This is a genomic window from Planctomicrobium stercoris (genome assembly GCF_051465655.1).
Classification (GTDB): Bacteria; Planctomycetota; Planctomycetia; order Planctomycetales; family Planctomycetaceae; genus Planctomicrobium.
Genome location: NZ_CP195791.1, coordinates 5,132,217 through 5,144,570, shown reverse-complemented (window position 1 = coordinate 5,144,570; position 12,354 = coordinate 5,132,217). Strand labels below are relative to the sequence as shown.

Below are 12,354 nucleotides of genomic sequence, written 5' to 3'. Positions count from 1 at the left end.
CCTAACGTGGCGAATCGGGCCGGTCAATCGAGCTTCTGTCTCTTACGTGAAATGGGGGGGATGGGAAATTCTGGAGGGTTGATGCGGCCTTTTTTTAGAATTCCCGCTCTCTTGGAGCATTGCGTCGTTGACGGCAGTTCCGAAGGCCAGCGGGAGGTCGGTGATTCAGGCCGGGACCGGAGAGATGCCGGCTCCCAGCGAACTTGCTACGATCGAATTCTGGCAAGAGCAGCCTGCTCTTCAATTGTTATCGAAGCTGTCGAAGTCGGAATTCCTGCGGTTATGGTTCAGCCTCCCGAGAAGATTCGCGCGTTGCGTGATCAAGGTGTCCTCGAAATTCAGTGGTCGCAGGACAAGTGTCTGCGGTACCCGTTCAAGCTTCTGCGTTGCGAGTGTCCCTGCGCCAGCTGCGTCAATGAATTCACCGGAGAGCGGATTCTGAATCCGGATACCATTCCGGAATCGATTGTCCCGGCAGCTCTGAACTTCAGCGGGAACTATGCCCTGAAAGTGGACTGGAGTGACGGGCACAACACGGGCATCTATACCTGGGAGCAGCTCAACATTCTGGCATCCGCTCCGGGCGTCCACTCTGTTGAGCAAAGTCGGTGATGTCCATCTGATCGCGGCCGGGTTTTCACCATGAAGGAACAACTGCCACTGCTGGATACCTTCGGCCGCAAGCACACGAACCTGCGGATCAGCGTCACCGACCGCTGTAACATTCGCTGCTTCTACTGCATGCCGGCTGAGAACGTTCAGTTCATGGATCGCCGTGACCTGCTGACGTTCGAGGAGATTGAACGCTTTGTTCGTCTCATGGTTCCGCTGGGGGTCAATAAGGTTCGACTCACCGGCGGTGAGCCGCTCGTCCGCCGGAACCTTTCCACCCTCATCGAAAAGATTGTCGGGATCCCCGGGATTGAAGACGTCGGCCTGACGACCAACGGAATCCTTCTGGCCGAGCAGGCGCCGGAGCTGTATCGGGCCGGACTGCGGCGACTGAACATCAGCCTGGACGCACTCGACCCGGTCAAGTTTCAGGAGATTACCCGACGCAGTGGCTACGAGCAGGTGCTGGAAGGGATCGAAGCGGCGCGGAGTGCGGGGTTTGATCCCATCAAGATCAATGCCGTTGCGATTCGTGGAGTGACTGATTCCGAAATTGTCCCGTTCGGTCATTTCGCCCGGCAATCAGGCTGCGAAATTCGTTTCATCGAATACATGCCATTGGACGCCGACTGTGCCTGGGAACGGGACAAGGTGCTGGCCGCTTCGACGATTCGCGAGATCCTCTCTCGCGAGATCATGCCACTCGTGGCGGAAGAGAATCCCGATCCCGCTGCTCCTGCCACCGACTACAGGTTCGCGGACGGTCTTGGTCGGATCGGTTTCATCCCGTCGGTCAGCGAGCCGTTTTGTCAGAACTGCAACCGGTTTCGCATCACCGCCGACGGCAAACTCCGCAACTGTCTCTTCAGTCTGGAAGAGTGCGATCTCCGGGCGTTGCTCCGTGAAGGGGCAGACGATGACCAGATCACCTCTGCGGTCCGGAAGTCGATCCACGAGAAGTGGGCCGGGCACCATATCAATGCTGCAGACTTCGTACAGCCACTTCGCCCCATGCACGCCATCGGGGGCTGAGCAACACGGCTCGACGGTTCAGAGTCACCGCGCCGAATCACCTGTCGATGCGCTTCACGACATCATTTCGCGAACAGTGATGACAGGTGCGGAAAGCGGAGCCGGCTGCCAATCTTCGGCGAACGAGGAGCGACCGCGACCGTGCCCGGCTCGCTGGTGCATTGGTCACACGAGACTGGCGGAAGCTCCGACACCTGTTGTGGAGGGTCAACGCTGTAGTCCGGGGTGATGAGCTGCGGAAGCGGCGGTTCGATCCGGGGGCTTTCCGGGATAGGACTCAGCTGCTGTCCGGAGATCGTCACAATGTCACGACGGGTCCCCAGCGGTGCCTCATTCTGCGGGGCTGCTGCCGGGGCTGGATCCGGTGCGACTGAGTTCCGTGTCAGGCTCTTGAAGAATTGCCGTGGAGACGGAAAGAGCTGCCGGGGGGCCGCGACTGCTGGCGACTTGCCTTCCTGCTGTTCAGCGACTGCGGAAGGAAGAGGAGCGGGAATTGTGCTGTCATCCAGCTCTTCGATCTGCGGAGAGAGTGAGACAATGGGGGTCGCCGAACGCGAGTCCCGTGGGGGCGCGGCACAGGTCAGAGCGGAGCTCAGCTGCAGGATCAGTCCGGTTGCCAGAACTGCTCGAATGTGGTGCATTCAGTGAACTCGGTGATACCCCGACGGGAAACCGTTCCCGCCAGAAAAACGAAACTCTCAGCTTGTGCATCGGAAGATTTGAAATCGCTCTTTCAGGCATGAGGCGTCTTTACGAAGTTTCCAGAAGAACTGATCGCTCTATCCGGTAGAGTTGATTCGACAGGATTTTTTCAGGCTTTTTCGCAGACGGAACAGCCCCTAAGACTGTTTCGACTACTTTGATCGCTACAACCGGACCAGTCGGCGCATTCGCTGCAAGCGGGATTTTCGATCCAGAAGGAGATTCGGGAGCGTGCGATCGCGACCGTCCGGTCCGCTGACGTCCCTCGGCACGGATTCTCCGCATCCGATGGGTTCGTCCGATTCTGATCGTCGCAGCCATTCGGAAACCTGGGAGGGTCACAAACTCGCCCGCGGATTGGGAATTCCCGGGACGTGACGATGCTTCTGAGCTACATGTGCAAGGGGACCCCTTCTGGCACCGAGCCTCGTCATGACTCTACTTGTAGAACCGGCACATTCCCGATCTTCGCTGGAATCGCAACTGGTGAGCGTCGCATCACTGCAGCGCACACTGGACTCGACGATTTCGCGGAAGGCGATGTGCACGAAAGCATCAAGGATCGTGATCGTCGACGATGAAGCCGTTCACATCCGCACGCTCAAGCACTATCTCAGCGACGCCGGTTATACGAACTTCATCACGACTTCGGATCCCAGTGAAGCGGCTGACCTCATTCGCCATGAAAAGCCGGACTTGGTGCTACTCGATATTGCGATGCCGGAAATCAGCGGGATCGACATTCTCCATGTGGTTGGCGTCGACCAGTCCCTGAAGTATGTCCCGTTCATCGTTCTGACTGAAACTGCGGATCGTGACATCAAGCAGGTCTGCCTGGAACTGGGAGTCTCGGACTTCCTCTCCAAGCCGGTCGACCCAATGGACCTGCTCCCACGTGTCCGCAACCTGCTCCTCAACAAGCAGTACCGTGACCAGCAGGCCAGTCATTCGGAGTGGCTCGAAGATCAGGTTCGCAAACGGACTGCGGAACTGGCAGCCTCCCGCGAAGAAGTGGTCCACTGCCTTGCGCGAGCCGGGGAATTCCGCGATGACGATACCGGTCATCACGTGGTCCGAGTCGGAAAATACGTGGGAGTGATCGCGCGGGAACTGGGCTTCAGCCAGTCTCGCATCGAAATCATTGAACTCGCTGCACAATTGCATGACATCGGCAAGATCGGGATTCCTGATTCCATTCTGCATAAGCCGGGGAAGCTGGACCCGGAGCAGTATGCTGTGATGAAGACGCATTGTGCGATCGCCAAAGAGATCATTCAGCCGCTTCCTCAGCAGGAAGCCACGTTGCTGCGCTCGCATGCCCGGTTGGGGGCCAGCCTGCTGCACGTCCCGAGTTCACCGCTGCTGATGCTCGCCGCCCGGGTCGCGCAGACGCACCATGAATGGTGGAACGGCGAAGGGTATCCTCTGGGATTAAAAGGTGAAGATATCCCCATTGAAGGTCGGATGACCGCTGTGGCGGACGTCTACGACGCGCTCAGCACGCGAAGAGCCTATAAAGAACCGTTCCCCCGCGAGAAATGTTTTCAGATTCTGGATGAGGGGCGAGGGACTCACTTCGATCCAAAAGTCCTCGACGCCTTCTTCGCACGGGCGGAAGATATCGTGAAAATTCAGCTCGACTACATGGACCGGTAGTCGAACCGATCGTTCGGCTGCTCATTCATCGTCGACGGACTTCCACGAGTCCCAATAGCAGTGGAGCCTTCGTTTCAGAGCAGATTTCTTCTCTGCGAAGATCAGCGTCCCCAACTGGAGCGCCCGTTTCCTTGCTCGATGTTGATGTCGTTTGATCAGCTTCGTCAGCGGTTGGAGCTTCTCTTCGTCACCGAACGCCTCCGCCAGCAGTCCCAGGTCACGGTCTTCTCCCAGCAGGTCGCACAATTCAGAACTCGCCTGAATCATCGGGGTCATACACTCCGGCCAGACCTTCTTCAGCAGGCGGAGATGATACCAATAGTCCTTGCTGCATTTTCGCCATTCGTGCATGGCCTCGGGGTCAGAATCTTCAGTCAGCGAACGGAACCTGTCTCTTCCGCGGCAGTACCTCTTCGCGATATTTTTCAGGACTTTGCGGGGGGAGATCGGACTAATCTCCGCCGCCTCAACGACGCCGACCAGCTGCTCGAGCTTCAACACGATTCCGGGGCGATGCTGCTGAAACTGTTCAAGTGCGACCCCTGGATGAAGGCCTGCGTGCTCGAGCCTGCTTAACGCGTCTTCGAAGAGGGCAGCGTCCCCTTCAGGCCGGGAGGATTTCTGAACCCGGCCGAGTGCCTGTCGCAACGCATCCTGATCGCGGACTTCTGCAAGCGTGTGGGCGACAGACTTCACCTCGCCATCCACACGGCCGGCCCAGCTTCGGTCCCCGGACGGGAGAAGTCGCAGGACTGCACGCAGCTTCTTGATGCACTTGCGTGCTTCGTGGATCCCCTCGAGCTGATCTTCTATCGTCTCGCTCAGCGAAGCCACTGCGATCCGCAGCTGATCGCAGGCAATGCGGCGCAGTCCCTCCTGAACCGATTCAGATCGACGGAAGGCATAGGGCATGGAATCCACTTTTCAAAGGGGAAGGACTTTCCTGACACTGGCGGCTTCATAGTGGATCGATGTGAATTTTACGCGAAGATGAAGACCCGGGCGAGGTGGACGGGTGTGCTCAGTCACTTCCGGGGAATTCCTTTCACACGCAGCGGAGCGAAAACGGTGTGAATCCATTACAGTGAACCTGGCGTTGTTTTGGTTCCTCGGCTGTAGACGACCGGCTTCATGATCTATCTCTGGGCGTTCATTCTGTTCCTTTCGAACACGCTCGCGTGGGGCTCGAACTTTTTTGGCCTCCCGGGGAACTGGCTGCTGCTGATCTTCGCGGTCATTTACAAATTTGTCCTCCCTGCCGACCTGCATCCTGAGGTGAGCTGGACGATCCTGATTGTGTCGCTGGTGCTGGCAATTCTCGGGGAAGTCTGGGAGTTCGTGGCCGGAGCGGCCGGAGCAGCGAAACGGGGCGGCAGCCGACGTGGAGCGATCATGGCCATTGGAGGCTCTCTGGTTGGGAGTATCGGCGGAGCGATGATCGGAATTCCCGTCCCGGTGGCCGGTCCGCTGATCGGCGCCCTCGTAGGGGGAGCGGTGGGGGCATTTGCTGGTGCCTATTTCGGCGAGCGGGGAAAAACTCACACCGAGCGAGTGGAGATCGGCAAAGGGGCCCTCGTCGGGCGATTGCTCGGAACGGCTGGGAAGCTGATTTTCGGCCTGTTGATGCTGATTCTGGTCACGGCGGACTCTTTCGCCGATTTCTGAGGATGCGGTCCGACGGTCGCCCCGCATCCAACAGAATTCTCTTGCCGACAAAAGTGGCACAGGCCTTGCATTTGAGCAATCTGTGAAGTGACCACTCCGGAGTCGCTGTTGCCCGGGGACCGATAACTCTCTTTTTGCTCGGAAGAGAAAGCAAATGATGAATGGTTTGCGATGGCGGCCGCTGCTGGCGGCCTTGTACTTCTGCAGTTTTCAGGCTGTTTTTGCGTTCGGACAGGATGCTCCCGCTCAGGAGCCGGTCACCGAAATGCAGGCCCCCTCTCCGGTGGAATCCGCAGCGGACGTAGAAGCTGGAATCGTCCCGGCGGACACGGGCGACGTTGCCTGGATGCTTACTTCGGCAGCACTGGTGCTTATGATGACAGCACCTGGGCTCGCAATGTTTTACGGCGGTCTCGTCCGTAAAAAAAATATTCTCGGCGTGATGATGCAGTGCGTCTTCCTGATGGGATTGATGTCGGTTCTGTGGTCGATCATCGGTTTCAGCTGGGCGTTCGGAGGCACCAATCCTTTCCTGGGGAACCTCGACCACCTCTTCCTGAACGGGGTGATCGCAGGGGAAGGACGACCGCTCGAAGAAGCGGTTCCCAAAATGATCTTCTGCCTGTTCCAGGGGATGTTTTTCATCATCACCCCCGCACTGATCTGCGGTGCCTTCGCGGAACGCATGAAGTTCAGCACGATGGCGGTCTTTTCCGTCCTGTGGGGACTCGTCGTCTACTGCCCGATCGCTCACTGGGTCTGGTCCGATGCCGGCTGGCTGAACGTCTTCAATAAGGACGCCCTGTTCCCGGGATTTGACTTCGCTGGCGGAACCGTCGTGCACATCAGTTCGGGTGTCTCCGCATTGATCTGCTGTATCCTGATCGGCAAGCGACATGGATTCGGACATGAGCCGATGCCTCCTCACAACCTGACCTACACCTGTATCGGGGCGGCCCTGCTGTGGGTGGGCTGGTTCGGTTTTAACGGCGGAAGTGCCCTGCATGCAGACAAATGGGCAGTGAATGCCTTCTTCGCAACACATCTGGCAGCTGCAGCTGGCGTGCTGTCCTGGTCCATCGCGGAATGGATCGGTCACGGCAAGCCGACGACCCTGGGAGCATGTTCCGGGGGGGTGGCCGGTCTGGTCTGCATTACCCCCGCTGCAGGAGCAGTGAATCCGATTCACGGTGTGATTCTGGGTCTGGCTGCCGGTCTGGTCTGCTATCTGGCCTGCACCAAGCTGAAGAATGCACTGGGCTATGATGATTCTCTGGACGCCTTCGGCGTGCACGGAGTGGGTGGAACTCTGGGGGCGATTCTGACAGGTGTCTTCGCGACGAAGAGCGTGACGGAAGGGGCCGGAGGGCTTCTCGAAGGGAATCCCGGACAGGTGATCAATCAGTTGGTGGGCGTGGGGGCTGCGATGGGCCTCGCGATTGTGGGAACGTTCATTCTTCTCAAGATTCTGGACGCCACCATGGGGCTGCGAGTGACTCAGGAAGAGGAACTGCAGGGACTGGACCTCAGTCAGCATGGCGAAGAAGGCTACATATTCCTCTGATTCACCTGGGCATCTCAGTCAGTCGCGGACTTGACTCAGCAGTGGCGCTGAACCAGATTGGAACAGCGCTTACATCCTCGAAAGGAAAGTTTTCATGAAGAAGATCGAAGCAATCATCCGGCACTTCAAGCTTGAAGAGGTCAAGGACGCATTGACCGCAGCCGGAGTGTCCGGCATGACGGTTTCGGAAGTCCGGGGATTCGGACGCCAGAAGGGGCACAAGGAGCAGTATCGCGGAGCCGAATACACCGTCGATTTCCTGCCGAAGGTGAAGATGGAAGTCGTCGTTGCCGATGACGAAGTGCAGACCGCTGTAGATGCGATTCTCAAAACCGCCCGGACCGGTCAGATTGGGGACGGTAAGATTTTCATCAGCGACCTGCAGGAAGCCATTCGCATCCGGACCGGCGAAACCGGTGGTGAGTCACTGTAATGCAGGTGCTCTGTCGACTGCAGGTGATTCAGCCGCGATCGCTTCTGAATTCGCCTGCAGTACGCGGTTCTGCCTGAACAGCTCCGTCGTGCTGCGTGGCATCGCGCATCTCTCCGGCGACACTGTGATGTGTCGCCGGGACCCTGCGGATCGTGTTTTTCAGTAAATTGTCCGCCATCACCGATGGCCCTTCATTCGAGTCCTCATCCGATTGCCTTTGACTGCAGGGAACATGCATGAAAAAAGTTGAAGCCATTATCAGGCACTACAAACTGGAAGACGTCAAGACAGCCTTGACCGACGCGGGCATCGTCGGAATGACCGTGAGTGAAGTCCGTGGTTTCGGACGCCAGCGCGGCCATAAAGAACAGTATCGTGGTGCGGAATACACCGTCGATTTCCTGCCCAAGCTGAAGCTGGAAATCGTCATCGAAGATTCTGTGCTCGACAAAGCGCTCAGCGCCATTATGGAGTCGGCTCGCACCGGACGTGTCGGCGACGGGAAACTGTTTGTCACCGATATTCTGGATGTGATTCGAATCCGCACCGGAGAGTCCGGCGGCGAAGCGATCTGATCCCGCGACGGATGAGCTCAAATCAAAAGAAGCCGCACATTTTTCGTGTGCGGCTTCTTTGTTTTCAGCGATTGTGAGTGACGGCTTACAGTCCGCCCCGGGCTCCGCTTCCAACCAGCACTCCCAGTTTGGTGAGACCAATGATCTGGTCGATCGGCAGACGCAATTCCGATTTCAGCACGTTCTCTTCGGAACCGACCGCCATGCTGATGTAAGTCGTTTTCAGGTTCAGGCTGTCGATCATCTGACTGCTGATCGGCGAACCGAACTCCTCAACCGCGGAGACTGCCCGCAGTGCGTTCGCCGCCAGACCGGACAGGTCTAGGAACGTAAAGAGATTCGCTTCCTTCATGACGTTGGCGCGGTATTTCTCCAATGCGGCATTGGACTTGGAGGACTCCACCAGCTTCAGGAGATCCTTCATCGCCTTCTCGCCCCCTCCGAATGTGGTGGCGTACTCCCCCTCCAGATAGACCGTTCGCGACTGCATTCCCTCAGTGCCGAACATCAGGGTCTGGATCTTCTCCTGAATGCCGCTGGGATCAGCATCCTCGTTGAATTCCTGTTTGACCGTAATGATGTCCCCTTTGAAGTTGCCGTAGGTTTCCGCATCTTCCTGCAAGGTCGAAGTCTGCTGGAACATCTCGGTTTTCATGCTGCCGGCAAGGTTCACGACAGACCGCATGAACTTGCGAACGACATCGACCGGTTTGGCTTCGAAGATGCTGGACATCTGCAGCATTCCGTCCTTGGAACCCTGCACTTTGATGGCGGCAACTCCAGGGCCGAACTCGACGTTGTCCAGTTCGGTCAGCTGTTCTTCCAGCTTCTCGACAGCTTCGGCGTCGTCGGACATCGCGAGAGACATTTTCAGGCCGAACTTCGTCAGGTCCCGGACTCCTCCGCTGAAGCCGTAATACAGCGAAGCCCCTTCAGGAAGTTTCATCAGCATCGGCATGTCGCTGGTCTCGTTCTTTGCCAGGAAGTTTGCCGAAGCAGAATCTCCTTCGAAAGCGACCTGTTTGCTGAAGACAATTTCCGTGTCGGTAATGGTCACCGAAGCCAGCGACGTCTGTCCGTCCTCGAGGGCCTGGAAGAAGCTTTCCGCCATCGTTCCATAAATGTCGATGACCGCCTGAATGTTCACTCCACTCTGCTGCGGAAGGAATCGGAGCTGATTCAGAAATTCCAGGACTCTGTCCTGAGCGAGTTCGATCTGCTCAGCGTACACTTCCGAAAGCTGCTCGATGTTGACATAGACTGTCAGATCGCCGGTGGTGAAGGTGGTGATCCCGGTACTTCCGAGTTTGGTCGCAGCGGAGTCTGCTTCGTCCGCTTCCGGAAGTTCTTCGGCGTCGGTGTACAGAACCCAGCGGTCCTTGACGTCCGAGCTGACTTCCTCCCCCAGGGCACTGACCAGGTCTTCCGCGTTCAGGGCTGGAATGGCGAAAACCACGGTCGGCGGGGCCGATTCCTCGCAGTAGACTCCGGCGTACCAGTCGCGGGACTGGTCGACTCCCGTCAGAGTCGGGTTGGAAATCATGCGGCCGAGGCTGTCGGACTGCTGCGACTTGATCGCCTCACCGGCCCCTGGCTGAACTTTGTTGACCAGTCCAATGACTTTCTCCATGGTCTGGTCCGGTTCTTTCAGCCGGATCAGAACTGAGACATCTCCTCCGAAATAGGCAAGCGGAGTCTCGTCGGCCGTTGCCCACGAACTGCCGGCGAAAAGCAGCGCCAGCGAACAGAGAATCTGGGAATATCGAAGCATGTGGTCTTTCCTGTCGTTCACCGCGGTGGCGGAAGTGAATTGCGAATGGGACCGTCTTTGACCCGTGACACTTTGAGGAGTGAAGTCCCGTCAGAGTTGCGAGGCTCTTATCCCGGGTTTTCGTCTCCGCGAACGAGCCTGTCAATTCCGGCACAACCCGTATCGGCGGAACATTTTGAGCGGCTCTTGAAATCGTTGTGACTAATGCCGCCTAATTGGCAAGATCGGTAAAATGGGCCTAATGTGTAATTTGTAATGTTGACATTCCACATCCAGAAGTCATGATCACTTCAAAGTGAACGGCGAACCGCAACGCTCTTTCGCGGTTTGTCCTCCTCATCTGCGAGTCGCGTGGTATTTTTCAGAAGCCAACTGTCAGCTCAACCTCGATCTACACTCCGGAGCAACTTATGAGTCGGTATTCCATTCTCGCAGCACTCGGGCTCGTGGCCGCAGTTTTCGCATGCGTCGAGACAAATGAGGCCGCTGCGGGGGGATGGCATCGGGCCTACGCTCGTGGGTACTACGCCGGTTATTATGGCGGGGGATATCCTTCCTACTCGGCGTACACAACCGGCTATCGGGGATACGGCTATCCGTACACCGGCTGGGGTTATGGTGCTGGATACGGCGGCTGGGCTTCGACCGGTTACCCGTATTATTCACACGGCAGCCTCTACAGCGGCGGTTACCGTCCTTCGTACTCCTACGGTCTGTACAACAGCATTGGATACGCTTCTCCCGTGACGTATCAGGCTGGATATGCTCCTTACGGCTACAGCACGGTCAGCTCGGGCTATGATTACGCTCCCTACGTCGCTGGCCCGATTTCGACGATCAACACTGCCCCGAACTACAATGCCTACTACGGGGCGTTCGGCTACTCCTCGGTTGGCTGCGGTTGCCGATAACAGGCAGGCGGACTCTCTGGAGTCTGTCCCGGAAAAATCACCAAAGGCTGCGACGAACGCGTCGCAGCCTTTTTTCGTCTCTGGTATGCTTGGGAATTCCGGAAAATCAACATCCGCTTCCGCGATCACTCGCTGGCTGCGGCTCAATATTGGAGTTTCAAGTGCCCACCGTGTCTGAGTCTGACAATCGTCGTATCGTAGGGGTCTCGCTGGGAGACCGGAGTTACGAGATCATCGTCGGTCAGAACTTTCTCAAGTCGTCGGGCGAGTCGATCCTGAACTGGCTGACCAGCCGTTACGGCGGGGTTGCCGGAGCCTCAGCCTGCATCATCACGGATGCGAATGTCCGGCGGCACGCGGAAGTGGTCCGGGCCAGCCTGGATGAACAGAAGATTCGCACCACGCTCTTCGAAATGGAGCCGGGGGAACAGTCCAAACGACTCGAAGTCATCTCCGCAGCCTGGGATCATCTCATCGATTTTCAGGCAGATCGCCGGACTGTTGTTGTTGCAGTCGGCGGAGGTGTTGTCGGGGACGCGGCCGGTTTTGTCGCGGCTGGATTCATGCGAGGTGTCCCGTTCGTGCAGGTTCCGACCACGCTGCTGGCGGATGTGGACAGCTCCGTCGGAGGGAAGGTCGGGATCAATCACCCTCAGGCCAAAAACATGATCGGTGCGTTTCACCAGCCGCTGGGGGTGTTGATCGACACTGCTGCTCTGGAGACTCTTCCGGATCGTGAGTACCGGGCAGGGCTTGCTGAAGTGGTGAAGTACGGCGTGATTCTGGATGCACCGTTCTTTGAGTTCCTCGAGCGGAATGTGACCGAGCTGAACTGCCGTGATCCCGGAGTGGTCAATTATGCGATCGCCCGCAGCTGCGAATTAAAAGCAGAAGTGGTCGAGCAGGATGAATACGAACAGACCGGCCTGCGTGCCATTCTCAATTACGGGCATACCTTCGCACATGCTTACGAAGCGCTGACCGGATACGGCGAGCTTCTACATGGAGAAGCGGTCGCCATCGGGATGCTTTCCGCCAGCCGACTCGCTCAGGCGCTGGGGAGAATCGATGCGGATGTCACTCGCCGTCAGTATGAACTGCTCAAAGGGCTCAGGTTGCCAGTCCAGCTGCCGCACCCGGAGAAGCTGAAGGCAGATGATGTTCTGCACCGCATGCAGCTCGACAAAAAGACCGTCGGGGGCCAACTGCGATTCGTCCTTCCCTCAAAGCTGGGACACGTTGAGATTGTGAAAGGGGTTTCCCCGGATCTCGTCCGCACAGTGCTCGCAGAAGAAGGAATTCGCTGAACGTCGACTGACTGCCAGAGCGCGAAGCGTGAGCGAGTGCATTTTTCTCGCTGAACAATGAAATGCACTTGCTCACGCAGCGTGCTCTGACAATTGGAGCATTTTTGACGTCGACTTAATTGATTC

Annotated in this window: 12 protein-coding genes; 9 read left to right on the top strand and 3 right to left on the bottom strand. The window is 57.5% G+C overall.

Annotated elements, in window-relative coordinates; genetic code table 11:
* Nucleotides 1–81 precede the first annotated feature (81 nt).
* Both SH661x_RS20745 and moaA read left to right on the top strand, forming a co-directional pair.
* Complete coding sequence (locus tag SH661x_RS20745; RefSeq protein WP_437225615.1) at nucleotides 82–612, top strand: DUF971 domain-containing protein; 531 nt, start codon at nucleotides 82–84, stop codon at nucleotides 610–612.
* A 30-nt stretch (nucleotides 613–642) separates the two neighbouring features.
* Nucleotides 643–1,644, top strand: coding sequence for a GTP 3',8-cyclase MoaA (gene moaA, locus SH661x_RS20740; RefSeq protein ID WP_437225613.1), 1,002 nt, complete (start codon nucleotides 643–645; stop codon nucleotides 1,642–1,644).
* A gap of 62 nt (nucleotides 1,645–1,706) precedes the next feature.
* Here the strand turns inward: moaA and SH661x_RS20735 are convergent, their stop codons facing one another.
* Complete coding sequence (locus tag SH661x_RS20735; protein ID WP_437225611.1) at nucleotides 1,707–2,285, bottom strand: hypothetical protein; 579 nt, start codon at nucleotides 2,283–2,285, stop codon at nucleotides 1,707–1,709.
* A gap of 493 nt (nucleotides 2,286–2,778) precedes the next feature.
* On the opposite strand from SH661x_RS20735, the gene SH661x_RS20730 reads away from it, so the two are divergent.
* On the top strand, nucleotides 2,779–4,002 hold the full coding sequence (locus tag SH661x_RS20730; protein WP_437225609.1) for an HD domain-containing phosphohydrolase: 1,224 nt from the start codon (nucleotides 2,779–2,781) through the stop codon (nucleotides 4,000–4,002).
* Between the two features lie 21 nt (nucleotides 4,003–4,023).
* Here SH661x_RS20730 and SH661x_RS20725 read toward each other — a convergent pair whose 3' ends face one another.
* The gene (locus tag SH661x_RS20725) at nucleotides 4,024–4,914 is read right to left on the bottom strand and encodes a CHAD domain-containing protein (protein ID WP_437225607.1); all 891 of its coding nucleotides are present in this window, start codon (nucleotides 4,912–4,914) and stop codon (nucleotides 4,024–4,026) included.
* A gap of 219 nt (nucleotides 4,915–5,133) precedes the next feature.
* Between SH661x_RS20725 and SH661x_RS20720 the strand changes: the two genes are divergently transcribed.
* The 4 genes from SH661x_RS20720 (at nucleotide 5,134) to SH661x_RS20705 (ending at nucleotide 8,239) form a co-directional block, all read left to right on the top strand.
* Nucleotides 5,134–5,667 carry a DUF456 domain-containing protein gene (locus SH661x_RS20720; RefSeq protein ID WP_437225605.1) on the top strand — a complete coding sequence of 178 codons (534 nt, stop codon included), beginning with the start codon at nucleotides 5,134–5,136 and terminating at the stop codon, nucleotides 5,665–5,667.
* Nucleotides 5,668–5,821: 154 nt separating this feature from the next.
* Complete coding sequence (locus tag SH661x_RS20715; RefSeq protein ID WP_437225603.1) at nucleotides 5,822–7,231, top strand: ammonium transporter; 1,410 nt, start codon at nucleotides 5,822–5,824, stop codon at nucleotides 7,229–7,231.
* 94 nt (nucleotides 7,232–7,325) lie between these two features.
* Nucleotides 7,326–7,664, top strand: coding sequence for a P-II family nitrogen regulator (locus SH661x_RS20710; RefSeq protein WP_437225601.1), 339 nt, complete (start codon nucleotides 7,326–7,328; stop codon nucleotides 7,662–7,664).
* A gap of 236 nt (nucleotides 7,665–7,900) precedes the next feature.
* Nucleotides 7,901–8,239, top strand: a complete 339-nt coding sequence (locus SH661x_RS20705) for a P-II family nitrogen regulator (protein ID WP_437225599.1) — start codon at nucleotides 7,901–7,903, stop codon at nucleotides 8,237–8,239.
* 85 nt (nucleotides 8,240–8,324) lie between these two features.
* Here the strand turns inward: SH661x_RS20705 and SH661x_RS20700 are convergent, their stop codons facing one another.
* Nucleotides 8,325–10,010: a hypothetical protein gene (locus SH661x_RS20700; protein WP_437225596.1), complete on the bottom strand. Its 1,686-nt coding sequence runs from the start codon at nucleotides 10,008–10,010 to the stop codon at nucleotides 8,325–8,327.
* Nucleotides 10,011–10,420: 410 nt separating this feature from the next.
* Here SH661x_RS20700 and SH661x_RS20695 point away from each other — a divergent pair, with 410 nt between their 5' ends.
* Nucleotides 10,421–10,921 (top strand): hypothetical protein, encoded by a 501-nt coding sequence (locus SH661x_RS20695; protein WP_437225594.1) that lies wholly within the window; start codon nucleotides 10,421–10,423, stop codon nucleotides 10,919–10,921.
* 161 nt (nucleotides 10,922–11,082) lie between these two features.
* On the top strand, nucleotides 11,083–12,228 hold the full coding sequence (aroB, locus tag SH661x_RS20690) for a 3-dehydroquinate synthase (RefSeq protein ID WP_437225592.1): 1,146 nt from the start codon (nucleotides 11,083–11,085) through the stop codon (nucleotides 12,226–12,228).
* Nucleotides 12,229–12,354: the final 126 nt, after the last annotated feature.

Coding starts and splice junctions, on each gene's coding strand:
- SH661x_RS20745 (WP_437225615.1), top strand. CDS start 82: ATGCGGCCTTTTTTTAGAATTCCCGCTCTCTTGGAGCATTGCGTCGTT.
- moaA (WP_437225613.1), top strand. CDS start 643: ATGAAGGAACAACTGCCACTGCTGGATACCTTCGGCCGCAAGCACACG.
- SH661x_RS20735 (WP_437225611.1), bottom strand. CDS start 2,285: ATGCACCACATTCGAGCAGTTCTGGCAACCGGACTGATCCTGCAGCTG.
- SH661x_RS20730 (WP_437225609.1), top strand. CDS start 2,779: ATGACTCTACTTGTAGAACCGGCACATTCCCGATCTTCGCTGGAATCG.
- SH661x_RS20725 (WP_437225607.1), bottom strand. CDS start 4,914: ATGCCCTATGCCTTCCGTCGATCTGAATCGGTTCAGGAGGGACTGCGC.
- SH661x_RS20720 (WP_437225605.1), top strand. CDS start 5,134: ATGATCTATCTCTGGGCGTTCATTCTGTTCCTTTCGAACACGCTCGCG.
- SH661x_RS20715 (WP_437225603.1), top strand. CDS start 5,822: ATGATGAATGGTTTGCGATGGCGGCCGCTGCTGGCGGCCTTGTACTTC.
- SH661x_RS20710 (WP_437225601.1), top strand. CDS start 7,326: ATGAAGAAGATCGAAGCAATCATCCGGCACTTCAAGCTTGAAGAGGTC.
- SH661x_RS20705 (WP_437225599.1), top strand. CDS start 7,901: ATGAAAAAAGTTGAAGCCATTATCAGGCACTACAAACTGGAAGACGTC.
- SH661x_RS20700 (WP_437225596.1), bottom strand. CDS start 10,010: ATGCTTCGATATTCCCAGATTCTCTGTTCGCTGGCGCTGCTTTTCGCC.
- SH661x_RS20695 (WP_437225594.1), top strand. CDS start 10,421: ATGAGTCGGTATTCCATTCTCGCAGCACTCGGGCTCGTGGCCGCAGTT.